Genomic DNA, 22,597 nt, shown 5'->3' with positions numbered 1-22,597 from the left:
CTTTGTGATTTACGTGCTATTTCAAACAGGTATTGTTAAACAAAAGCCATTTCACCATTTTATTGGTCGCCTATTTACAAACTTGTTTTAAAGTATTTAATAACTTTGCCCGCTAACAAAAAAATCGCAATTGCATCAATGCCAGATTACATCTTACAACTCGACCGGCATTTATTTTATTTCATCAATCACGATCTTGGCAACCCGTTCTTTGACCTGGTTATGCCCTGGTTTCGTAATCCTAAATTCTGGATTCCGCTATATATTTTCATTATTGTTTTTTCTTTATGGCGATATAAAAAAGCGGGGGCTATTATCATCATCCTGTTAGCAACAACAGCAGGCTTTGCCGATTTTACAAGCGCTACCCTCATTAAGCACCAGGTACAAAGGCTTCGCCCCTGCCGCGATCCGGTGGTTGGCTTAACCGATATTAACCGCATTCCATGCGGAACGGGTTACAGCTTCCCTTCAACCCATGCGACCGATCATTTTGCCATGGCTATTTTTATATGCCTTGTTTTTGGAAAAAAATGGCGCTGGGTATGGTTTGCTGCAATTTTCTGGGCCGCACTGGTATCATTTGCCCAAGTTTACGTGGGCGTGCATTTCCCTGTTGATGTCATTTGTGGTGCCATTTACGGCTCGCTTGTGGGGATGCTGTTTGCCTATATTTTCAAAAAAATACAACCTGCCTTTTAATGGAGATCTGGAAAGTTTTACTGTTGTTTTTAAGTGCCTCTCTTGGTGGCTTATCTGTTTTTTTATTCAGGGGAGATAATCATAAAATGCTCAAACTTGTGCTGTCGTTTAGCGGGGCTTACCTGTTTGGCATAACTGTTTTGCATTTAATACCCGATGCTTACCACGGCAATGATAATTATGTGGGGGTATTTATCCTGATCGGTTTTCTTTTCCAGATTGTTTTAGAGCTATTTTCCGACGGCATTGAGCACGGCCACATGCACAAACACCAGCACGACCTTGTGGTTTTTCCGGTGGGTATTATGGTAAGCCTTTGCCTGCACGCCTTTTTAGAGGGTATGCCATTAGCGCAAGGCAACCAGGATCAGTTGGTTTATGGCATAGCACTGCACCATATACCAGCAGCATTTGCTTTAGGTACTGTGCTGCTCACCAACAAGCAAGGCCGTAATAAAACCGTGTTTTTCATTTTGTTATTTGCCGTAATGGCGCCGGCGGGCTACTTTTTTAGTAATGCCTTAAGCACCAGTAATATTGGTAACCTGCAGCATTACTTTAACAGGATAATGGGCTTGGTAATTGGTATCTTCCTGCACATATCCACCACCATATTGTTTGAATCAAGCGCCGATCATAAATTCAACTTACGTAAAATGATCGCGGTTTTGTTGGGTGTAGCCATTGCAATAGCGGCGAGCCCCCTGACCCTCTAAAGGGGGAACGACGGTGCTAATTCTTTAAATGCTGCAATTCAAAAGTCCTCTCCTTTGGAGAGGATTTAGGTGAGGCTAATACTCTCTAACATATTAATATACAGTTCGATACCTTCTCTTATCTCATCTACATATACAAACTCATCAGCAGTATGCGACCTTGCAGAGTCGCCGGGGCCAACTTTGATAGATGGGATATCCAGCAGCGATTGATCAGAGGTAGTTGGCGACCCATACGTTGTACGGCCTAAAGCTATTCCAGCTTGTACAATAGCATGCTCCCGGGGAATTGATGATGGTTTAAGGCGGATAGATCTTGGCTTTACATCGGAGCTTACATGCTGGCGGATGATTTCCAGAACCTCCTCGTTACGGTAGGCGTCGGTAACCCGAACATCAACGGTAAACACACAACTTGCCGGTACCACATTGTGCTGCGAACCAGCGTTGATAATAGTAACCGACATTTTGATGGGCCCAAAAACTTCCGATTCTTTGGGAAACTTAAAACTGCGGAACCATTCAATATCTGTTAGTGCTTTATAGATGGCATTTTCGCCTTCCTCGCGGGCTGCATGCCCCGCGCGGCCATGAGCAGTGCAATCCAGCACCATTAAGCCACGTTCGGCAATGGCCAGCTGCATCAGGGTAGGTTCACCTACTATCCCAAAATCCAGTTTACCCAGGTCGGGGATAATGAGTTCAAGTCCGTTTACGCCGGAGATCTCTTCTTCGGCAGTGGTAGCCAGGCAAAAATTATATTTCAGGTTTTCCCTGTCATGAAAATAAAGAAATACGGCTATTAACGATACCAGGCATCCGCCCGCATCATTACTGCCAAGGCCAAATAGTTTACCATCTTCAATCTTGGCATCGTATGGGTCGCGCGTATAACCAGAGTTCGGTTTCACTGTATCGTGATGTGAGTTGAGCAGTATGGTTGGCTTTGCCGGATCAAAATGCCTGTTCCAGGCCCAGATGTTGTTAAGCTTGCGATGGGTGGTTACTCCGTGTTGTTGTAAAAACTCGTTAATCAGATCGGCTGTACGATCTTCTTCTTTACTGAATGATGGTATAGATATCAGTTGCTGTAGTAATGTAACTGCCAACTGGTATAAATTGTTGCTATCGGTCATAGATATTGGGATAATCCCCATGAATGTTATGCGGGCAAAATTAATAACTTTTTATGTAACGATACTGATAAACGAATGGTATTAATATTCGGGTTTAAATTAAAATTGTAGTTTTGAAATTCAATCTATTTTATCCAAAACAATGAAAAAGACATCAATCTTATCTATCTTATTTTTAATGCTGACGGCAGGCGCTTCCTACGCCCAGCAAACCAGCAACTACAACAAAAACGGTTACAAGTTAACTTTTATCAACTATGACAATACACTTGATACTGCGCTGAAAACCAAACTAATAAACACATTTTATAAAGTATATCCTGAGCTGGCAAATGCTTACAATAAAAAAACGCTGAAGGCAGTTACCATGATTATAGATACCAGTTACAAAGGCGTTGCCGAAACTGCAAACGGTATTGTCACCATAAGCTCGCGCTGGATGCACCAACGCCCCCAGGACATCGATGTGGTAACGCACGAAGTAATGCATATTGTACAGGATTATGGCCAAAGCACCGGTCCGGGCTGGCTAACAGAAGGTATTGCCGATTATGCGCGATTCAAATTTGGCGTTAATAACCCGGCAGCAAACTGGTCGTTACCGGCTTACAAGGCCACTCAAAACTATGATAATAGCTACCGGGTTACGGCGCGTTTCCTGGCCTGGCTTGAAAAAAGCAAACCCGGAATAGTGAAAACTTTCGATAGCAAAATGCGCGACCATACATTTACCGACGACACATGGAAACAACAAACAGGTAAAACCCTGGATGAGTTGTGGAAAGATTATTCAGCTAATCCAACTGTCTGAATCAGGATTCTTAGAATATACAGAATTAGTCTGAACCGGAATTTTAATGAATTAAGGAATTATTTGAATTTTTAAATTTTGGAAAATTCCTTAATTCGTTAAATTCGAGTTCAGACAAATAATTTTCAAATCTTCAAATTCTCAAATCAATTAATCCTCCTCCATCTTCGAGTGTTTCCGTGTATCCCTCATGGTAACATAAAGCACCAGCGATAAAGCGATACACACGGTTACATACCAGTAAAACCATTGGGCGTGATGCACCGTTTTAAAGCCTAAAGCAATGTATTCTGCCGAGCCGCCAAATATAGAAACCGCTATGGCGTATGGAAAACCAACCCCAAGCGCACGTATGTTTGCAGGGAAAAGTTCGGCCTTTACAACAGCATTAATAGAAGTGTACCCACTTACGATGATAAGCGCTGCCAAAATAAGGCCGAAGGCAATCCAGCCGTCTTTTGTGCCTCCCAGCAATGTGAGTATCGGGATAGTGGTTATTGTACCTAAAACGCCAAAGCCTATCAACAACGGTTTGCGCCCGATGTTATCAGATAACAATCCAAAAAGTGGCTGTATCAGCATAAAGACCAGCAAAGTAAGGCTTGAAATTAAGGTAGCTTCGGCTTTGCTAAATCCAGATGTATCTACCAGGAACTTTTGCATATACGTTGTAAAGGTGTAAAATGCCAATGTCCCTCCTGCTGTGAGGCCTATAACTGTAAGCACAGCCCTTGGGTGTTTGGCCAATTCGGTAATAGTGCCGTGTGTTGTGCTGGTTTTATTTTTTTCAACGGAGAATGAGGCCGATTCCTGCAAACTACGGCGCAGGTACATCGTAATCACAGCCAGGAAAGCGCCGATGCCGAAGGCGATGCGCCAACCCCAGTCATGTAACTGTTGCTCAGTTAAGAATATCCTTTGCAGTAAAACCAACAAGCCCAGGGCAAGTAACTGCCCCATAATGAGGGTTACGTATTGAAAGCTGGAATAAAACCCCCGGTGCTTGCGACCGGCCATTTCGCTTAAATAAGTCGCGCTTGTGCCATATTCGCCGCCTACGCTCAGGCCCTGTATAACCCGGGCCAACACCAGCAGCAGCGGTGCCGCAACGCCAATAGTTTTATAACCGGGTGTTATAGTAATAATTAATGAGCCAAGGCTCATGAGGAGCACTGATATGGTTAGCGCCTTTTTACGACCGTGTTTATCGGCATATGTACCCATTAGCCACCCACCTATTGGCCGCATTAAAAAGCCGAGTGCAAATACACCTGCACTTTTTAACAACTGGGCCGTCTCGTTGGAGTCAGGAAAAAAAGAATTGGAAAAATAAAGTGAAAATGCCGAATATACATACCAATCATACCATTCAACCAAATTGCCTAACGAGCCGCCAATTATTGATTTGATACGGCCTCCTGTTGTTTTAACGGTAACGTGAGATGTATTAGTCATATTTTGCTTAAAAAGATAAACGCATAAATGTACCATAATCAAATTAGCGTACAAAAAACTTAATCAGCCTAATCTAACTAAATCAACTACTCACTATATTTAAAGCATGCTTTTTACCGAAGACTTTTTGCATTATGTATGGAAATTCCGCCTGTTTGACCGTTCAGATCTCAGAACGGAAGACGGCGAAACGCTGGACATATTCTCTACCGGAGTTCACAACAGCGATTCAGGCCCCGATTTTCATAACGCCCGAATTAAAATCGGCGAAACACTTTGGGCTGGAAATGTTGAGGTACATCTTTCGGCTTCCGATTGGCAAAAGCACGGACATACCACCGATGAAGCCTATAATAATGTGATTTTGCATGTTGTTTACAACAACGATTTACCGTTAAAACTAAACAATGGGCGAAAAGTACCAACGCTGCAATTGAATAACAGGGTTCCGGCCGAATTATATGGCCGTTATCACCAGATGATATTCGGCAATCAAACTATCATACCATGCGAGGCCAGTATCGRCACAGTTGACGGATTAATTATGCACAATTGGCTTACCCGCGTCTTGGTGGAACGGCTGGAAAAAAAATCGGCTGCAGTAATAGCCGCCCTTGCCATTAACCGGGGCGATTGGGAAGAAACGTTTTACCAATTTTTAGCTGCCAATTTCGGGTTTAAAACAAATGCCCTGCCCTTTGAACTGCTGGCAAAATCGCTGCCGCAGCTTACACTGGCCAAAAACAAAAATAACCCGATGCAAATTGAAGCGCTCATATTTGGCCAGGCAGGTTTTTTAGAGGGCGACCTGAACGATGAATATCCTGTTAAGCTAAAAAAAGAATACGATTACCTCCGAAAGAAGTACGGTCTTAAACCAATAGAAAGCCATCTATGGAAATTTATGCGCTTAAGGCCGCCCAATTTCCCAACCATTAGGCTTGCCCAATTTGCAGCCTTGATTGTTAGCGCCAATCACCTGTTCTCGAAGATATTGGAGATAAAAGATATTGATGCCTTACGCAACCTTTTTGCATCCAATAAAACAAACGAGTATTGGGACAATCATTACCGTTTTGATGTAGCTTCAAAACCATTGCCTAAAGTTATGGGGGCGGCTTCCGTTGATATATTGCTTATTAATACCCTCGCCCTGTTCTTGTTTAGCTATGGCAAACACCACCAGCAGCAATATTATATTAGCCGCGCACTAAAACTTTTAGAAAATTTACCGGCCGAAAAGAACAATATTACCGCAGATTTTGTTAACTTAGGGGTGAAAATTACTAATGCATTTGAATCGCAGGCACTGATCGAACTAAAAAATAACTATTGTAATTACAAGAAATGCCTGCAATGCGGTGTTGGTAATAAAATATTAAAGCTCAGCTGACATGCTACAAAGAATATTAACTTTTTTTGAACGCTACTCCTTTGGTGTATGTACGTACCTGGGCGAAAAATTTAACATTTCGATAGCCAAAATCCGTTTGTTTTTTATTTACTCTTCCTTTTTAGCAGTAGGTTTCCCACTTATATTTTATTTCTTCGCCGGCATCGTACTCGATATCCGTAAATTCGTAAAGCGTACGCACACCAGGGCTACTGATCTTTAACGCGATTTTAAGGGTTTTACAGGATTTGTTTAAAATAGCGGACTTATCAATCTTATCTTAATCTCAGCCTAATTACTTCCCCGAGGCTTGATGATAGCTTGTTCTCAACATAAAAACAATTAACGTAGCAAGTTTTAGGTACTATACCAACATACCGGTAATAACAGCATCCTGTAAATTACGCACTTTAAACTTGGGCTTATAACAGTAGTGTGCCAGTTGTTTTACCCAGGTACTGTTATACCCAAATACCATTTTTATCATCCTTACCCTGGTTGATCCTTTAGGATACCCATATTTGTACCAGGTAAATTTAGATTGGTCTATTTTAAACTGATCGGTAAAATCGGCCAGGAAGAGGTCTATTTCAATGTCGAAAATATCCAGGTCGAGGTCCAGGCTGGTTTCAAGGCAAAGACTGCCAGGATCTACACTGCGAATTTTGTAGCGGCTGCAATAATCAACAATAAATTCTTTTAAAGGGGGCAGTATCTCTTCCATTAATTGAATAGTTTTGATCATGTTGGTTATAGGACGTTGTTTTAAAAACAAAGGTTGCATCATGGAGACCTATTTTTGAAAAAAAGGTTACCATATTATTAAAAAAGATATTGCTGATGCCCTTAACGCGAGGGCATCAGTATCTAAATATTTATCAACGCTGGTCTTCAATTAAATAACAGAAAGGTGGATAAACTCATGAAGCCGGGATTTATCACCATAAAACGATATTTTGCGTTTATTGGCAGCTTCTTATTAAAAGATCTAAATCTGTTCGGTACCTATTTGGGCCAACAACAGGCTCAAAAATTTAGGTGCGCTTAAATTTCGCAAAACATCAGTTTAATGTTAACCTTGATAAATCTAAAAATCACTGATTATTAAATAGTTATAAATATTTTTCCTGAAATGTGTTAAGTTATGTTAACCCAACTTAGATGCGTTTGCACTACCATTAATGCAATTTTGCCAAATAATTCAAGCGGTATCGTTATTATTGCAATTAGTTTATCATATCCCATGAAMCTAAAAGTTATAGCTTTTGATGCCGATGATACCCTTTGGGTTAATGAACCTTATTTTCAGAATACAGAGAAAAAGTTTTGCAGCCTGCTGGAAGACTTTTTGCCCGAACATGATATCTCAAAAGAGCTTTTTAAGGTGGAGGTTGATAACCTCCCCCTTTATGGTTATGGCATAAAAGGCTATATCCTGAGCATGATTGAAGCCGCCTTAAAAATATCAGACAATAAGATCGGTATCGATACCATCAACATTATTTTACAATATGGGCGGGAGATGCTCAATGAGCCTATTGAACTGCTGGATGGTGTGGAGCACGTGTTATCAACACTAAAAACTGATTATCGCCTGGTGGTAGCCACAAAAGGCGATCTGCTTGACCAGGAACGCAAACTAAAAAAATCGGGTCTGGCGCATTATTTTCACCATATCGAGATTATGAGCGATAAAAAAGAAGATGATTATATTAAACTTATAAAACACCTGGATATTAATCCTGAAGAGTTTATGATGGTGGGCAATTCCCTTAAATCGGATGTAATGCCGGTGTTAAATATTGGTGGATATGCTATACATGTACCTTACCATACCACCTGGGCACATGAGCATGTGGAGACCAGTTTAAGTCATGAAAAATTTATGCAGGCAGATAAGCTTACAGATATTTTATCATCGGTACAAGGATGAGGAAAAAATTAGATCTTGATACCTGGGTACGCAAAGAACATTTCCTTTTCTTTAAGCAATTTGACGAGCCTTATTACGGCGTAACCGTAACTATGACTTGTACAGCCGCGTATGCATTTGCCAAAGAAAAGAAGGTATCATTCTTTTTATACACCATGTACCTCGCCTTAGCTGCTTCGCAAAAAATAGCTGAATTTACTTATCGTATCGAAGGCGATGAAGTGTACGTCCACGATCAGGTAGACGGAGGATCGACCGTTGGGCGAGCCAATGGCACATTTGGCTTCGGATCGTTTCCATACGCGCCTTCACTTGATGAATTTATAGTTACCGCCAATCAAGAGGTTGAGCAGGTGGAACAATCCAATGAACTGGTACGCTCATCGGCCACCAACATCATCCGTTTTTCATCATTACCGTGGATTGATTTTACCAGTATATCCCACGCCCGGATGTTTGGTATTGAAGATAGCTGCCCCAAAATCTCTTTTGGTAAAATGACAGTACATGAGAATGGCGAACGATCAATGCCGGTATCTATACACGTACACCATGCCCTGGTAGATGGCCTACACGTGGGCCGGTTTATTGATAGTTTTCAGCAACTAATGAATAACGGGGTTTAAACCGTTTTTTCCATTACAATAAGTTCTATTAATTCTTTTGGTGCTCCAAAACGGCCATGATCATGAAATGGTTGAATTTCGCCCGTAAATACATACCCACGCCGTTCATACCAGCTAACCAACTCCTTACGGCTGCGGATTACCGTCATGCTGATTGTGTGCAGGCTAAGTTGCTTTGCAATAACTTCGGCTTCCTCAATTAAAGCTCGGCCTACTCCCCCGTTTTGCAACGCCGGCGATACGCTAAACATACCCAGATATAACTTATCCTCTTTAACTTCAAGGTATACAGTACCTATGATGTTACCAGCGGTGTTGGTATACTTTAAAATGGTGATGGCATCGTTATTCAGGTAATCAATTAACATCGGCTCATCTATCCTGATACCATCAACCAGGTCGGTTTCTGTAGTCCAGCCTTTTTTTGATTCTTCGCCCCGGTAGGCACTGTTAATCAATATATTTAGTTCGGCTACATCGGTAAGCGTTGCTTTGGTTATTGGCATAGTATCTTGTTTTTGGGAGGGCAAACTTAGTATTTACAGCAATAAATCCCTAACAAAAAAATTAACCGTTTACAATAATTTATAATCCTCGCGGGCCGGGCTAAAAATATCAATCAGTTTACAATCAGTAACAGCGGTACCGCCATGCACAATATTTGATGGGATGATTGCAAACATCCCGGAATCCAATACCTGCGGAATACCGCCAACAGTAAGCTCAAATTTCCCCTCCAGCACAAACGAAGACTGTTCGTGTACGTGTTTATGCATCGGTAAAGATATCCCTGCCTTTACCTCAATAAAATTGATGGTGTTGGCATCGGTGTGGATTAGTTTTGAAAAATAGCCGGGCGCAATCTCTTTGGTTTTGATATCGCTAAACAGGTGAAAAAATTGGTTTTGCATGCATCAAATTTACACTACTATTTTAAACTTTGTATCTTTTCTTTAACTGCTATTGTCTCCCGGGTAAAACAATCCCGGTGTTTGACGGGATTGTGATTGGGGTAAAACAACCACCTGATTAATTAAAATATATAACCAAATGTTGACCGTTTATAATGCCGCAATATTWGAAAACCATCTTATCTTTATACGGTTATTAGATAAGTTACACATCAACCAATCATGGCTTTTATTGATTATTATAAAATATTAGGGATAGACAAGGCAGCTTCGGATAAAGACGTCAAAAATGCTTACCGCAAGCTGGCCCGCAAATATCATCCCGACTTAAATCCCAACGACGCTGAAGCGAATAAAAAATTCCAGGAAATAAACGAGGCTAATGAAGTATTGAGCGATGCCGAAAAACGCAAAAAGTACGATAAATACGGCGAAAACTGGCAACATAGCGAAGCATATGAACAGCAAAACAGGCAGCAACAAAACAGGCAACGTGGTAGTGGGGCGGGCGGTTTCGAAGGATTTGGAGGTGGTTTTGGCGGCGGCGAAGATTTTTCCGATTTCTTCCAATCGATGTTTGGTGGCGCCGGAGGTGCGGGTGGCGGGCGCCGCACGGGTTACCGCGGACAGGATTTGAATGCCGAATTTCAATTGAACCTGCAGGACACTCTGCAAACACATAAGCAAACGCTTACCGTTAACGGAAAAAACATACGAATTACAATCCCGGCTGGAATTGAAAATGGCCAAACCATTAAAATTGCCGGCCATGGGGGCGCTGGCGTAAATGGAGGCCCTGCCGGCGATCTGTTTATTAAATTTAATATCCCGGCGGATGCCCGTTTTAAACGTGATGGCGCTAACCTTTATAATACTATTGATCTTGATTTATATACGGCTGTATTAGGTGGCGAGATTATGGCCGAAACACCAACCGGAAAAGTAAAAGTTAAAGTAAAGCCCGAAACTCAAAATGGCGCCAAGGTAAAGTTGAAAGGCAAGGGTATGCCGGTTTATAAAAAAGAGAATGAGTTTGGCGACTTATATCTTACCTATAACATAAAAATACCAACCAACCTTACCGATAAACAAAAGCAACTGTTTGAAGAACTGTCAAAATCCTGATTATTATGAAAACGGAGAATCTAATTACAGTCAATGAATTTTGTATCTACCATAACGTGGAGTTCACGTTTATAAATTCGTTGCAGCAAGCAGGGCTTGTTGATGTTAAAGAAGTTGACCAAACCATATTCATTCCCGAATCGGAATTAAAAAAGCTTCAGAAAATAGTTAGCTTACACGAGTTAGATATCAATATCGCCGGCATCGAGGCGATAACACATATGCTTGACAGGATTGAACAAATGCAGGAAAATATGCGCGGGCTGCGCAATAAGCTGAAGATGTATGAGGGAGAGTAAGTTGCCTACTCCATATACTTCAACATCATGCGTTCGCTTACAATATTGGCGTCATCAATTACAGACTCCGGGTAGCCCATTGATGCTAATATCGCGATACCATTTTTGCTTTTAAGCAGGCCTTCTTTTAATTTGTAATCGAATACAAGCGTTTTGCCCGATTTGGAGTCTTCAAACGAGTAAATGGCAAAATCTTCATCCAGCAGTTCGGCCAGTTCAAGGTCGTGGGTAGATACAAAAACAAAATTATCGTTGGCTGTGATATATGATAAAACCGATTTTGCGGCGGCGATACGTTCAATGGTATTTGTACCCCTGAATATTTCATCTATAATAACCAGGCTTTTAATTTCTTCGGCAGCACTGCTGCTATCAACAATATTTAATATGGCCAGCGCCTGTGCCTGGAAAAAACTTTGCTGCTCTTCAATACTATCGGTTATTTTAATACTGGTTTGTATTTTTAGGAATGGTGCTTTATAAGCCTTGGCGCAGCTGGTAAATATAGTTTGAGCCAGCAAAGTATTAACTGCTATTGCCTTAATGAATGTTGTTTTGCCCGACATGTTTGAGCCGGTTATCAATGCGCCCCTATCTGCCCGGGTATACAATGAATTAGGCACGCATTTATCTACCAAAGGATGGAATAGATCGGTAATTTCCATTTTTGCATCCTGGCTGATAAATTCGGGCTTATTGTAAAATGGCAAACCTTCTCTTACCGATTGAATGGTTATCAGTACATCAACTTCGGCAACAAAATTGTATACCTTTTCAATGTCTTCGCGGAATTTGCCGATGTGGTTTATTGAATTGGTATAAATATGTGGCTCGAGCAGAAAAAGCACTTTAAAAAGCTGAAATACTGCATACCCCGGAGAGCCAGAATCAACCACCAGGTGACTTTCGAAATTCACAATACTTAAAGATCTTTTTAAACCGGCCAGGTTTAGGAGGCATTTTTTGATGTCGCTGGTATCGCCAATATCTGCATATCTAACTAACCAAACTGCCACTTTATGCATTATTAACAGTTGTGGTAGCGAATCTGAATATTCAGCTGTTTTTTTCTTGCTGGCAAAATGAAATATAGTGTTGTAACCCAACAGAACGCCCAATATGATCAGGCTGACTGGGTTAGGTATAACAATAAGTGACACAAGCGCTGCTAAAATTAAATACGGCACAATTTTAACATACAAAGCCATAACAGGGGCAAATAATGGCGTATGCGTTTTTAAAAACAAGTTGGGAATTTGATAGGCATTACTATGGCTGAGCTTTGAAAGCTCGAGTTCTAAAAATTCACGATTGGGTGCATCCGCATTGAGGGCTGTTACCTTGGCATCAAGTTTCGACAAATTATCAAGTGATGTTTCCGGAAAATGCAATTTCTTATATAATAGCTGCTTTCCGGGTTTTGAATTAGTTCTGTCTATATAGTTGAAAACATTTTTAAGGTCGAGGTCATCTGCGGTTACTGATGATATTTTGCCCGCGGCCGCATCCGCATCCAGGTAAATTTTTATCAAATCAAAATTGCGCCTCGAGTTTACCGGTTTTGCCCATTTGTTTTTGATTTTTTCCAGGTTTTTTTCTTTAGCCCGTAATTTTCCAAAGTAAGATACTATGTATGAAATTGTTAGTACAATAGACAAAATTAGTACCGTAAAAATGATATAATACATGCTTAAAAGAATATAAAAGATTTAAACCCGTGGTTTATTTTCCAGTCAATATAAATGTAAACAAAGTTATTAACTAATAAATTTTTAAAGCGATGAAACTGATTAAAATTTCGATAATAACCCTGGCTATATTATTTTCATTTCAATTTGCCAAAGCTCAAAGTATCTCCATTGGCGCATCTTTTGGATATCGTTATCCTCATCACAAGGTTATCGTGGCCGACGATTATCGCCCTTACTACGCTGAACCCGTTTACTACGACCGCAGTGTTTATTACGAAAGACCAAGATACTACGCTTCCCGAAGCTATTGCAGGCCGTACTATCACAGAACATATTACAGGTCATTTCATGGCCACCGCCGTTGGTAATAGGTAAATGATAATATGTCATAAAAGCCCATCCTGCATTAACGGATGGGCTTTTATTTTGAATGTTAAAACCATTTAATCCTCATGAATAGCTGCGTCGTTTGCCATTTCAATTATTACAGTATCAAGGCGGTCAAGTTCTACCATAATATATGCCAAAGCGGTGGCATCCCCCGGGTCATCTTTAAGCATGGCTGCAAGTCCCTTTAAATTGGCTATAGGGCTGCGCATAAAGTGAGATTGTTTCCAAGCCATTGTTTTTATGCTATTTATCTGATCATGAATTCGTTCATAAGCAGCCTTCAAGTCGCTTTCGGCATTCTTTCTCTCGGTAATGTCGTAAAGCGATATCATCAGCCCCAATATCAGGTCATTGCTGTCAATAATTGGCAATAGCCTTACGTAATACCACATCATATCACCGTTGGGCTGCTGGTAATCAATTTCATAGCTTACATGATGCCCGGTTAGCACCTGCCCAGCAAACCTTTCAAGCTGAGGAAACCGTTCAATGGGAAAGTAATCTGCCGGCAAATTGGCGTCATCCGGCCCGTGATTATATTGCGTTTTTGCAAATTTTGCAGCCATTGTGTTGTATGCCAGTACACGCAGGTTTTTATCAAACAACGCGTAAGCAGAATCGGTGGTGTTTAAAATTGTCTGCAAGTTAGCTTCTGATTTCCGCAGTAACTCTTCCGACTTAATTTTTTCGGTAATATCATTTGCCAATGACAGCCGTACCGGCCGGCCATTAAATACAATATCCTGGGTAATAATCTGAACATTAATTATCGATCCGTCTTTTTTCTGGTGTTTAAAAATGCCCTGATCTCCGGAGTCGGAAGTGTTTTTATTAAAGCTATCAACCAATGCGCCCCAATCTTCTTCAATTCTAATATCCCGGGCATTCATCTGTAAAAACTCATTAATGGTATAACCGTAGTGTCTTGCCGCAGCTTTATTTGCTGCAATTATCGAAAGATCGTCTTTCGATATCATCCACATAGGCAATGGATTGCTATCAAACAATAATTTATATTTCAGTTCAGATTGGCGCAGTAGTTCCTCGGCTTCCTTCCTTTCTGTTATATCTATCATTGATCCGATAATGGTGGGCTCGCCATTAATTGTTACCATGTTACCATAAAACTCTACCCAGTTCAATGACCCATCCGCCCGTTGGCCAATTGCCTCGTAATCGATACTGTCAATCTCTCCTTCTAACCGGGCACGGATGTGCTCTAACGCGATGTCCCTATGTTGCTCGCTAACAACCATTGCTGCAGATGGGGCATTAATAAGCTCGTCCTGACTATAACCAAAAACCTGGGCAAAACGAGGGTTTACGTAGGTAAATTTAGCTTTCTGAATGATGTAAATGCCTACCATTGATTTTTCGGCCAGTGTTCTGAATTTCAACTCGGCAAGTCGTAATTCAGTTTCCATTGCTTTACGGGCGGTAATGTCACGCGCTATAACCAAAATACGGTCGTCTGAGAATTTCTTTACGTTTACTTCTACGTCGAAAATAGTACCGTCTTTCTTCAAAAAGCGGCGTTCTTTAATAGTAGCTTCTGTTAAGTCATCAGGGCGCAATATGATAGGGTCAATTTTCAGATGCTCGGGCTCAAGCAAGTTTATTAAATTGAGTTGCAAAAGCTCTTCGCGCGCGTAGCCCGTCATTTTGCACATGCTGGCATTAACTTCGGTGAAATTGTTGTCGAAATTAAGTACATATATGGCATCTGAAGCATGTTCAATAAGTAAACGGTACCTGCGTTCGCTTTCACCCAGTTTATCTACAAGCGCCGTTAGTTCAACAGATCGTTCTGCTACCCTTTTTTCAAGCGAACTGTTAATTGAAATAACTTCATTTTCTGCGGTCGAACGTTTTTCATCGATTCGGTTAAGCCATATTGCAGTAACAGCAACTACGGTAAGGCAAATGCCAAGCATAATGAGCGTTAGCATATAAATACTAACTTCAAGTGTAACCAGGTGATTATACTGTGTTTTAAACCTCAGAAAACCTAAAACAATAAATATCAATTCCAACGGTAAAAACAACTTACGGGCCATTTGATTACCCACCCTGCTACCGGTAAACACATTAGTAAGCCCGTATTGAGGATGCAAAAGCGAAGCAGCTATTGAAATTCCAAAAAACAATAATGCTGTATGCACCGGCATCGAGCTCACATAACTGAAGTTATAAAAAAGAGACAAACCGTATACGTAACCGATAATAGCAACGGTTGAAATAAGGGTGACAGCATGGAGCATGTATTGCCCCGTCAACTGCATTTTTTTTCGCTTAGTAACAATAAACACAAAGGCAAAACCTAACAATAAAGTGCAAATGGAAGTATTGATGGTTGTATAACTATTATAAGTATAGTTGGCACCAGTTATGATATCAACACCATTAACAAAAAAATTATCGGTAAGTATATGAAACTGCAGCAGATATTGGAGTAGCCCAAACAGGCCAATTAAGGCAACGATTATTGATAGAACAATAACAGCGTGGTTGATATTTTTTTTTGGAGGTTGTTGGATGAGTAAAGTAGTTAAGCCCAGGAAACTCAGGCAAAGTGCCGTGCTAAATTTTACCGCTACATATTGAGGTATGAGTGTTTTAAGTGCATCTATATTCAAAAGCCATCCGCACACAACCAGTACACCTGCCAATATGGTGAATAAGCTAACAAGGCTTATAAATTTGCTTTTTTGAGGTTGGTACATTTAAAATAAAATATTCTTGCAATCTATATAATTTACCAAAATATTATGCCTTTATGACGATATGGTTTGTGAAGTAAATTTATCCTGATAAAGTTATAATAAAATAAGCCCTTAGCTAATTTTAACAAACAATGGCTTCAGTGGGTAATAACCACTTTAATTAATCAACAAAAAAAATCAAAACCAGTTGATTAAACCAGCAGCTACTCATTTTTTTGGGGTTAAAAAAGCACGAAGGGCCTGCTGGGTAAAATCAGATAATACCAATTCGCCGCTAATTGCTGCCCTATCGGCTAATAACGAATCCCAGTTGTTGGTTCCTTCCCATAATAATTGTTTAAGGGCAGTTAAGGCCGCGGGATTATATGACACAAGTTTGTTTACCAACTCCTCAACAGCAAAGTCGAGAGCGGCTATATCTTCATAAACTTCGTTATACAAGCCCTTTTCTTTTGCCCATTGCGCAGTTTGGAATTCAGTTGCCCGGATAGTCAGCTGCGAAAACGCGGGTAAGCCAATTTTACGCACCACCGCCGGCGAAATTACAAATGGTCCTATCCCTATCGCCAGCTCACTTAGCTTTATTGCAGCAAATTGAGTAGCCAGGCAATAATCGGCAACCGCGGCAAGGCCTACTCCGCCCCCAACGGCTTTCCCCTGCACACGTGCAATAATTATTTTAGTGGATTTGCGGCATGCATTTATCACATCGGCAAAGCCCGAAAAAAATTTACTTCCCTGTTCCTTATCTTTTATCTGCATCAATTCGTCAAAGCTGGCGCCGGCACAAAATGTACGATCGCCCCCGCTTTTTAATACAATAATTTTTACGGCATCATCGGCGCCTGCTTCCTGAATGCTTTTAGCAAGTTTTTGCAGTAAATGAGATGGAAGAGAATTTTGAGATGGATGATAGAAACTAATGGTAGCCGTACCATTGGTGCTTGTTATGCTTGATACATTTCCGTTATCGATGGACGACATGTTTATGGGTATATAAATTGGTTTGTTAACCAAACCAACGCACGTCCAATATCAGAAGTATTTTAGTTAACTGCAATTTTAGCCTAAAATAATTAAGCGCAAACGCATCAAATTGGGTTAACATAACTTAACACATTTTGGATAAAAAATTTATAAGTATTTAATAATCAATATTTTATATTTTATCATGGTTAACACTAAACTGATCGCGCAATTTAGTCGCATCCAAATATTTGTGYCTGTTGTTGGCCAATAAAAGTTCCTTTGGTACCTCGATCATTTAACCACGATCTGCCAATAAAAGCAAGGTTTCGTTTGATACTTATATCTTCCCGACGCCATAAGCTCATTCCATTAGCTATTTACGTGCGTTTGTCCTGCTATAATTGGCAACTCAAAATAAAAGGTTGCGCCTTTGGCCAATTCGCTCTCTACCCCAATTTTACCATTATGATTATTTATAATTTCGGTGCTGATATAAAGCCCCATACCCAGGCCGCTAGCCATGAATTTTTGATCTTCAACCCGGTAAAAACGTTCAAATATACGCTCAATCTGCCCGGCAGATAACCCGATTCCAAAATCGGTAACAGATAGGCGTACTACGCTTTCATTGATTTCGGTTTTAATGATTATTTTTTTGTTTACCTGCGAGTATTTTACAGCGTTATTTATAAAATTCATAACTACTTGTTCCAACCTTTCAGCATTTCCGATAATTTTAAACGGGGCGGTAGCTTGGTTTTCAAATTCATGCTGGGGATACATGTGCTCCGCGTTCTCCAGCGATGTTAAAACCAAATCGCGCAGGTTAACTTCTTCGATAGCGTATTCAAGCCTGCCCGCGTGTATTTTGCTTACATCGAGTAAATCATTTACCAGGCGTTGTAGTTTATTTACAGCAACCCCAGCTTTTTCAATATATTGTTTAACAACCGGCGGCACATGTTCCTTGTTATAACCACTGATGAGCTGAATGTAGCCTTTTAAGCTGGTTAACGGTGTTTTAAGTTCATGACTGGCCACACCTATAAATTCATCTTTACGCTCCATTTCCTGTTTCTGATCTTCAATATCAGTAGCGGTGCCTACCCAAAAAATAATTTCGCCGTTATCACCTTTCAACGGCATGGCCCGGTTTAAATGCCAGCGGTATTTTCCGTCCCAGCGCAGGTAACGGTTTTCCACTTCAAAAATATCTCCGGTTTTCAATGAGTGTATGTATTTATCTATGGTTACCGCCAGGTCATCCGGATGGACTACGCGCCGCCAGCCCCAACCTGCGGTTTCGCTAAAACGTAAGCCGGTATAATTATACCATTGCTGGTTAAAAAAATCAATTTCACCGTCGGGCAGGTTTGTCCAGCTCATCTGCGGAATATTATCGCTTAGCAGCTTAAAATGCTCCCTGCTTATCAGGAGGTCTTTCGTACGCTCTTTTACCGTGTCCTCAAGTTCGTTATTCAGCTTTTTAGTTTCTGCCTGCGCCGCAACAAGCTGGTCATTTTTTACTTTAAGTTCCCATTCGGCTTCTTTTTGCATTGTTAAATCGGTAAGTATCAAACTAAGCGATAAACCTTCGTCAAGACTGAGGGTTGTGCATGACAACAAACAAGGTGTTAAATGGCCCTTTTTATCTACCAACAAAATCTCCCCTTTGCAATCTTCTTCCCAGCCATTATTAATCATGTAATTAAATCTTTCTGTAGAAATTTCGGGTATAAAAGTTTCAAACCTTAATCCTATTACCCGCTCTAAAGGCATATTCATCATGGTTGCAAAACGCGAATTGCTATACAGAATTATACCTTCCGTATTTAGGGTGACGGCCCCCTCGTTCATTTTTTCAATAAAAACACGGTAGGTCTGGTCGGCTGTTTTAAGTGTATATAATTGATGCCCGGTATTGTCTTTAACAATAAGTGCATCAACCTGGCCATTCCGTATAGCATCAATAGTATCGTTTGCTTCGTCTAATTTAAACTGAAGCTCCCGAAATCCTTGTACTAGCTCGTCGTATGTTAATTTAGCATGATTCATATTAATAATCAGTATATAAACCAAGCCCACGAAGTACCTTTGCGACATTGCTCATATCGCCTATTAACCGGCGCTCGGTCCCCGGCGCTTTTTTAATTAGCAGCGGCAGGGCAATAATCTGTTCACTTTCGGCAATTAAAGGTTGTTGGTAAACATCTATAATTTCCAATTCATAATTACCGGTTAAATACTGTTCGCAAATACCCTTTAAATTGGATATGGCACGCGTTGAATTTGGCGAGGCTCCGGCTACAAACAAGCGTAACTGAAAAACACTCCCGTCATCAAAATTTAAATTCTGGGCCAAAGGTGGCAGTTGATCTTGTTCAGACATTATATTTTCTTTAGCGTGGCCTGATATTTAAACCCACCAGCACTTTTTCTTCGTTGGATAAATCGCCAATTATTTTCCTGATAGGCTCAGGCACCTTTCTTACCAGGGTGGGTATTGCAAATATTTGGTCACCCTCTGCAAGTTGGGGTTGCACCAATAAATCTATTACCTCGATGGTATACTGGCCTTTTAAATATTCTTCGCAATATTTTTTAAGGTTGGCAAGCGCGGCAACAGATTTAGCTGTTTTACCGGCAACGTACAACCTCAATTCATATTTTACTGTTTCGTCTTCCATTTCATTTAACTTTTATTTTTATCAGCATCAGTAGTACCCCGGCGCATCCTTGTAATCTCATCCCGGTTCTTTTCTATTATCTGTTGTTTTAATTCTTCTTCTAAATAAATTTTATTCAGCTCATCTTCAACGGATTCAAATTCTGCTTTTAGGTTGGTTATTTTTGATTCCAGCATCATTCGTTTACGCATAATCTCTTTGTCTTTACGCGATACGGCAAAGTCCCGTAGCGCAAGCCCGGTTTTTTCTTTTAGTTTCTCAGCCTCACGCGCCGATCCGGTAAGTACGCCCTCGGGCCCAAGATATACGTCAACCAGGTCTAGTCCGTTGTCTGTAATAACAAATTCACGCACCTGGTTACTATGTTTCATACCGCGCGATTTCATGATATACATACCCCTGTTCCGTTCACCATTGTACTCGATATCCCGCACCAATAGCCAGGCATCAACAAGCGAAGAAACACCTTCGTCGGTTTGGTCGCTTATAATTGTATTAAGGGTTAACGCCGTAAACATTACTGTAATTTGTTCTTCCTGCAAAAAATCTATCAGCCTTATGAGCATTGATTTTACTTCGCTTACCGAACCAACAGTGATAAGGTTGGTTATGGGATCGAGCACAACCGCGGCAGGTTTAAATTTTTTTATAAGTTTATAAATAGCCACAAGGTGCATTTCAAGGCCATACAAAGTGGGCCGGGATGCATAAAATTGCAGCAAGTTATTGTCAATGTGTTTTTGCATATCCACATTGATAGATTTCATATTCCTGATAATCTGTTTTGGCGACTCCTCAAAAGCAAAGTACAGGCATCTGTTGCCGCCATTACAGGTTTCATTGGCAAAGTATGCCGCTATACTGGTTTTACCGGTGCCTGCTGTGCCCGAAACTAAAACGCTGCTCCCCTTAAAAAAACCGTGCCCGCCAAGCATACTATCAAGTGCCGGAATACCCGAAGACACCCTACTCGAGGACACATCTTTTCCAAGTTTTAAAGACGTAACCGGCAATACAGAAATACCGTCCTCGTCGATTAAAAAAGGATATTCATTAGTTCCATGTTGCGAACCGCGATATTTTATCACCCGTAACCTCCGGGTAGAAATTTGGTTGATAACGCGATGGTCAAGCAGGATAACGCAGTCAGAAACATACTCTTCCAGGCCCTGACGGGTTAAAGATGGTCCTTCACCTTTTTCGCCGGTTATTATGGCTGTAACACCTTTATCTTTTAAAAAGTTAAATAGCCGGCGCAGTTCTGCCCGAAGGATAGTTTGATCCGTTAGGCCCGAAAATAAATTCTCAAGTGTATCTAACACTACCCTTTTTGCCCCAATTGAATCAATGGAGTAACCCAGCCTAATGAACAGGCCTTCCAGGTCATATTCGCCGGTTTCCTCAATCTCGCTGCGGTCAATGTGAACATGATCAATCTTTACCATATTATCGGTTTGCAGCTTTATCAGATCAAAACCTAATGAAGCTACATTCATTGCCAATTCTTCGGCCTTCTCCTCAAATGCCATAAAAATACCTGGTTCATTAAACTCCGTTGCGCCGCGAACGATAAACTCAAGCGACATTAAAGTCTTACCGCAGCCAGCTTCGCCGCATATTAAGGTAGGCCTGCCCTGGGGCAGCCCACCACCGGTTATTTCATCTAAACCCGTTATGCCCGTTTGACTTTTAGGTAACGAGGGGAAATTTGGCTTTTCTTCTTTTTTTTCTTTACTCATTGTGAACAGCGTTTTATTTTATACGTGCTATCAACGTACCTGCATCTGCAATTTAATTGGTTAATAATGCAATACAGGCCCACTTTGTTTTATCATGAGAAATTTATTTATTGGTTTGTAGCTGTTTTTTTACGTGGAAGATAAGGCAACGACCTTGCTTAGCTATAATACTTTATGGCCATTACCGTGATAATTAATCGTTTTATAAAATAAAGAATCCCGCCGCTGAAAATAACTATCTTAAAGATGTTATTCAACAGCCCGAATCGGCGATTTATTAAAACATAAGGCTGGGTATTTAGTTTATTACCATGTAAATTAAAGGAGTATATTTATACACTTTCCCAGGTAAATGACCAACGCTACAGAACAAAGTTTTCTAAACAACGAAAATATCTTTCGTATCCTCATAGAAGAGTCGCCGAGCCCGGTTGGTTTATATATAGGGCAAGATATGTTGATAAAAATTGCCAACAAATCCATCATCAAAATATTTGCAAAAGGCGATGACGTTGTTGGCAAACGTTATTTTGAATTGTTGCCCGAACTAAAAACACAACCGGTTTTTGATATCCTGAACAACGTTTACCATACAGGGGTAGCTTACGAGGCCACAGAAGCACGCGTTGACATAGTTGTAAATGGAAACCTTGAAACGTTTTACTTTAACTTTGTATTTACGCCAATAAAGAATAGCGAGGGCCAGGTTTGGGGAGTTTTAAATACAGCCGCAGATGTTACCGAGCTGGTATTAACCCGGTTAAAATTAAAAGAAAGCGAAGAACGTAAACAATTTACCTTACATGCTGCCGAAATAGGCACCTGGGATCTTTATCCACCCCAAAGAGTTGTGATTTGGGATGATCGCTGCAAAGAATTGTGCGGCTTTTCGGCTGGCGAGGAAGTAACGTACAACGATATTTTCAGGCACATTCATCCCGAAGATGAGTTTCGGGTTAGGGAAGCTGTCCAGAATGCATATAATCCACTGTCGGATGGAAATTATGATATAACATTCAGAACAATTAACCGGGATGGCAGCCTGAAACATTGGATTCAATGTAAGGGCAAGGCGTATTTCGGGCTTGATAATGAGCTTTGGCGTTTTGCCGGCATCATAAGGGACGCTACCCGCGAACAACTGGATAGGCAGGAGCAACAAAAGTTAATAGCCCTGGTTGAAAACACCGCCGATGCTATTGTACTCAGCGGCATCGCTACCGATGTTACTTACGTGAATAAGGCAGGCGTAAATTTATTGGGCATAAATGATGCTGCCGAAGCATTAATA

23 protein-coding genes are annotated in these 22,597 nt (G+C 40.8%); 11 read left to right on the top strand and 12 right to left on the bottom strand.

The genetic code is table 11. The features are described 5' to 3' along the window. The first annotated feature begins 138 nt into the window (after positions 1 to 138). Together AC1DV1_RS25365 and AC1DV1_RS25360 are read left to right on the top strand one after the other, a co-directional pair. Complete coding sequence (locus AC1DV1_RS25365) at positions 139 to 702, top strand: phosphatase PAP2 family protein (protein WP_477365437.1); 564 nt, start codon at positions 139 to 141, stop codon at positions 700 to 702. Beyond that, positions 702 to 1,418: a ZIP family metal transporter gene (locus tag AC1DV1_RS25360; RefSeq protein ID WP_477365434.1), complete on the top strand. Its 717-nt coding sequence runs from the start codon at positions 702 to 704 to the stop codon at positions 1,416 to 1,418. Before AC1DV1_RS25365 ends, AC1DV1_RS25360 begins: the two co-directional genes overlap by 1 nt. Before the next feature lie 65 nt (positions 1,419 to 1,483). Here AC1DV1_RS25360 and AC1DV1_RS25355 read toward each other — a convergent pair whose 3' ends face one another. Next, positions 1,484 to 2,575: a M20 family metallo-hydrolase gene (locus tag AC1DV1_RS25355; RefSeq protein ID WP_477365431.1), complete on the bottom strand. Its 1,092-nt coding sequence runs from the start codon at positions 2,573 to 2,575 to the stop codon at positions 1,484 to 1,486. A 121-nt stretch (positions 2,576 to 2,696) separates the two neighbouring features. On the opposite strand from AC1DV1_RS25355, the gene AC1DV1_RS25350 reads away from it, so the two are divergent. Next, positions 2,697 to 3,365: a basic secretory protein-like protein gene (locus AC1DV1_RS25350; protein WP_477365428.1), complete on the top strand. Its 669-nt coding sequence runs from the start codon at positions 2,697 to 2,699 to the stop codon at positions 3,363 to 3,365. Between the two features lie 150 nt (positions 3,366 to 3,515). Here the strand turns inward: AC1DV1_RS25350 and AC1DV1_RS25345 are convergent, their stop codons facing one another. After that, positions 3,516 to 4,820 carry an MFS transporter gene (locus tag AC1DV1_RS25345; protein WP_477365425.1) on the bottom strand — a complete coding sequence of 435 codons (1,305 nt, stop codon included), beginning with the start codon at positions 4,818 to 4,820 and terminating at the stop codon, positions 3,516 to 3,518. Positions 4,821 to 4,926: 106 nt separating this feature from the next. Between AC1DV1_RS25345 and AC1DV1_RS25340 the strand changes: the two genes are divergently transcribed. Then, the gene (locus tag AC1DV1_RS25340; RefSeq protein ID WP_477365422.1) at positions 4,927 to 6,213 is read left to right on the top strand and encodes a DUF2851 family protein; all 1,287 of its coding nucleotides are present in this window, start codon (positions 4,927 to 4,929) and stop codon (positions 6,211 to 6,213) included. 1 nt (position 6,214) lies between these two features. Next, positions 6,215 to 6,436 (top strand): PspC domain-containing protein, encoded by a 222-nt coding sequence (locus AC1DV1_RS25335; protein WP_439697915.1) that lies wholly within the window; start codon positions 6,215 to 6,217, stop codon positions 6,434 to 6,436. Positions 6,437 to 6,577: 141 nt separating this feature from the next. Here AC1DV1_RS25335 and AC1DV1_RS25330 read toward each other — a convergent pair whose 3' ends face one another. Then, positions 6,578 to 6,958, bottom strand: a complete 381-nt coding sequence (locus AC1DV1_RS25330) for a DUF1493 family protein (RefSeq protein ID WP_158643021.1) — start codon at positions 6,956 to 6,958, stop codon at positions 6,578 to 6,580. A 498-nt stretch (positions 6,959 to 7,456) separates the two neighbouring features. Between AC1DV1_RS25330 and AC1DV1_RS25325 the strand changes: the two genes are divergently transcribed. Next, positions 7,457 to 8,146 (top strand): HAD family hydrolase, encoded by a 690-nt coding sequence (locus AC1DV1_RS25325; RefSeq protein ID WP_477365419.1) that lies wholly within the window; start codon positions 7,457 to 7,459, stop codon positions 8,144 to 8,146. Further along, positions 8,143 to 8,772 carry a CatA-like O-acetyltransferase gene (locus AC1DV1_RS25320; RefSeq protein ID WP_477365416.1) on the top strand — a complete coding sequence of 210 codons (630 nt, stop codon included), beginning with the start codon at positions 8,143 to 8,145 and terminating at the stop codon, positions 8,770 to 8,772. The genes AC1DV1_RS25325 and AC1DV1_RS25320 overlap by 4 nt, the downstream gene beginning before the upstream one ends. On the opposite strand, the gene AC1DV1_RS25315 is transcribed toward AC1DV1_RS25320, so the two are convergent. Further along, positions 8,769 to 9,278 carry a GNAT family N-acetyltransferase gene (locus AC1DV1_RS25315; RefSeq protein ID WP_477365413.1) on the bottom strand — a complete coding sequence of 170 codons (510 nt, stop codon included), beginning with the start codon at positions 9,276 to 9,278 and terminating at the stop codon, positions 8,769 to 8,771. The genes AC1DV1_RS25320 and AC1DV1_RS25315 overlap by 4 nt on opposite strands. 69 nt (positions 9,279 to 9,347) lie before the next feature. After that, positions 9,348 to 9,683, bottom strand: coding sequence for a cupin domain-containing protein (locus AC1DV1_RS25310; RefSeq protein WP_477365410.1), 336 nt, complete (start codon positions 9,681 to 9,683; stop codon positions 9,348 to 9,350). 222 nt (positions 9,684 to 9,905) lie between these two features. Between AC1DV1_RS25310 and AC1DV1_RS25305 the strand changes: the two genes are divergently transcribed. Together AC1DV1_RS25305 and AC1DV1_RS25300 are read left to right on the top strand one after the other, a co-directional pair. Further along, the gene (locus AC1DV1_RS25305) at positions 9,906 to 10,808 is read left to right on the top strand and encodes a DnaJ C-terminal domain-containing protein (protein ID WP_477365407.1); all 903 of its coding nucleotides are present in this window, start codon (positions 9,906 to 9,908) and stop codon (positions 10,806 to 10,808) included. A gap of 5 nt (positions 10,809 to 10,813) precedes the next feature. After that, complete coding sequence (locus AC1DV1_RS25300) at positions 10,814 to 11,107, top strand: chaperone modulator CbpM (protein WP_477365404.1); 294 nt, start codon at positions 10,814 to 10,816, stop codon at positions 11,105 to 11,107. Positions 11,108 to 11,112: 5 nt separating this feature from the next. Here the strand turns inward: AC1DV1_RS25300 and AC1DV1_RS25295 are convergent, their stop codons facing one another. After that, entirely contained in the window at positions 11,113 to 12,795 is a 1,683-nt protein-coding gene (locus tag AC1DV1_RS25295; RefSeq protein WP_477365401.1) for a MutS-related protein, read from the bottom strand. 92 nt (positions 12,796 to 12,887) lie between these two features. On the opposite strand from AC1DV1_RS25295, the gene AC1DV1_RS25290 reads away from it, so the two are divergent. After that, positions 12,888 to 13,166 (top strand): hypothetical protein, encoded by a 279-nt coding sequence (locus AC1DV1_RS25290; protein ID WP_477365398.1) that lies wholly within the window; start codon positions 12,888 to 12,890, stop codon positions 13,164 to 13,166. A 75-nt stretch (positions 13,167 to 13,241) separates the two neighbouring features. On the opposite strand, the gene AC1DV1_RS25285 is transcribed toward AC1DV1_RS25290, so the two are convergent. The 6 genes from AC1DV1_RS25285 to kaiC form a co-directional block, all read right to left on the bottom strand. Next, on the bottom strand, positions 13,242 to 15,911 hold the full coding sequence (locus tag AC1DV1_RS25285) for a PAS domain-containing protein (protein ID WP_477365393.1): 2,670 nt from the start codon (positions 15,909 to 15,911) through the stop codon (positions 13,242 to 13,244). A 207-nt stretch (positions 15,912 to 16,118) separates the two neighbouring features. Further along, positions 16,119 to 16,895, bottom strand: coding sequence for an enoyl-CoA hydratase/isomerase family protein (locus tag AC1DV1_RS25280; RefSeq protein ID WP_477365390.1), 777 nt, complete (start codon positions 16,893 to 16,895; stop codon positions 16,119 to 16,121). A 354-nt stretch (positions 16,896 to 17,249) separates the two neighbouring features. Beyond that, a complete protein-coding gene (locus AC1DV1_RS25275) occupies positions 17,250 to 18,935 on the bottom strand; it encodes a PAS domain-containing sensor histidine kinase (RefSeq protein WP_477365387.1) in 1,686 nt (561 codons plus the stop codon). Between the two features lies 1 nt (position 18,936). Beyond that, complete coding sequence (locus AC1DV1_RS25270; protein WP_477365384.1) at positions 18,937 to 19,269, bottom strand: circadian clock KaiB family protein; 333 nt, start codon at positions 19,267 to 19,269, stop codon at positions 18,937 to 18,939. A gap of 10 nt (positions 19,270 to 19,279) precedes the next feature. Further along, the gene (locus AC1DV1_RS25265; protein ID WP_477365381.1) at positions 19,280 to 19,567 is read right to left on the bottom strand and encodes a circadian clock KaiB family protein; all 288 of its coding nucleotides are present in this window, start codon (positions 19,565 to 19,567) and stop codon (positions 19,280 to 19,282) included. A gap of 5 nt (positions 19,568 to 19,572) precedes the next feature. Next, a complete protein-coding gene (gene kaiC / locus AC1DV1_RS25260; protein WP_477365378.1) occupies positions 19,573 to 21,306 on the bottom strand; it encodes a circadian clock protein KaiC in 1,734 nt (577 codons plus the stop codon). Between the two features lie 352 nt (positions 21,307 to 21,658). Here kaiC and AC1DV1_RS25255 point away from each other — a divergent pair. Beyond that, positions 21,659 to 22,597: PAS domain-containing protein (locus AC1DV1_RS25255; protein ID WP_477365375.1), on the top strand; the 939-nt coding region annotated here is incomplete at its 3' end.

The sequence above is a fragment of the Mucilaginibacter sp. P4_D1 genome (assembly GCF_056401935.1).
This window is presented reverse-complemented; position numbering and strand designations above follow the sequence as displayed.

Bases quoted from the DNA above. Each gene is read 5' to 3' on its own strand.
- AC1DV1_RS25295 (WP_477365401.1), bottom strand. From the start codon at position 12,795: ATGTATTATATCATTTTTACGGTACTAATTTTGTCTATTGTACTAACA.
- AC1DV1_RS25365 (WP_477365437.1), top strand. From the start codon at position 139: ATGCCAGATTACATCTTACAACTCGACCGGCATTTATTTTATTTCATC.
- AC1DV1_RS25280 (WP_477365390.1), bottom strand. From the start codon at position 16,895: ATGTCGTCCATCGATAACGGAAATGTATCAAGCATAACAAGCACCAAT.
- AC1DV1_RS25265 (WP_477365381.1), bottom strand. From the start codon at position 19,567: ATGGAAGACGAAACAGTAAAATATGAATTGAGGTTGTACGTTGCCGGT.
- AC1DV1_RS25290 (WP_477365398.1), top strand. From the start codon at position 12,888: ATGAAACTGATTAAAATTTCGATAATAACCCTGGCTATATTATTTTCA.
- AC1DV1_RS25330 (WP_158643021.1), bottom strand. From the start codon at position 6,958: ATGATCAAAACTATTCAATTAATGGAAGAGATACTGCCCCCTTTAAAA.
- AC1DV1_RS25300 (WP_477365404.1), top strand. From the start codon at position 10,814: ATGAAAACGGAGAATCTAATTACAGTCAATGAATTTTGTATCTACCAT.
- AC1DV1_RS25355 (WP_477365431.1), bottom strand. From the start codon at position 2,575: ATGGGGATTATCCCAATATCTATGACCGATAGCAACAATTTATACCAG.
- AC1DV1_RS25320 (WP_477365416.1), top strand. From the start codon at position 8,143: ATGAGGAAAAAATTAGATCTTGATACCTGGGTACGCAAAGAACATTTC.
- AC1DV1_RS25285 (WP_477365393.1), bottom strand. From the start codon at position 15,911: ATGTACCAACCTCAAAAAAGCAAATTTATAAGCCTTGTTAGCTTATTC.
- AC1DV1_RS25275 (WP_477365387.1), bottom strand. From the start codon at position 18,935: ATGAATCATGCTAAATTAACATACGACGAGCTAGTACAAGGATTTCGG.
- AC1DV1_RS25350 (WP_477365428.1), top strand. From the start codon at position 2,697: ATGAAAAAGACATCAATCTTATCTATCTTATTTTTAATGCTGACGGCA.
- AC1DV1_RS25310 (WP_477365410.1), bottom strand. From the start codon at position 9,683: ATGCAAAACCAATTTTTTCACCTGTTTAGCGATATCAAAACCAAAGAG.
- AC1DV1_RS25360 (WP_477365434.1), top strand. From the start codon at position 702: ATGGAGATCTGGAAAGTTTTACTGTTGTTTTTAAGTGCCTCTCTTGGT.
- AC1DV1_RS25315 (WP_477365413.1), bottom strand. From the start codon at position 9,278: ATGCCAATAACCAAAGCAACGCTTACCGATGTAGCCGAACTAAATATA.
- AC1DV1_RS25270 (WP_477365384.1), bottom strand. From the start codon at position 19,269: ATGTCTGAACAAGATCAACTGCCACCTTTGGCCCAGAATTTAAATTTT.
- AC1DV1_RS25335 (WP_439697915.1), top strand. From the start codon at position 6,215: ATGCTACAAAGAATATTAACTTTTTTTGAACGCTACTCCTTTGGTGTA.
- kaiC (WP_477365378.1), bottom strand. From the start codon at position 21,306: ATGAGTAAAGAAAAAAAAGAAGAAAAGCCAAATTTCCCCTCGTTACCT.
- AC1DV1_RS25305 (WP_477365407.1), top strand. From the start codon at position 9,906: ATGGCTTTTATTGATTATTATAAAATATTAGGGATAGACAAGGCAGCT.
- AC1DV1_RS25345 (WP_477365425.1), bottom strand. From the start codon at position 4,820: ATGACTAATACATCTCACGTTACCGTTAAAACAACAGGAGGCCGTATC.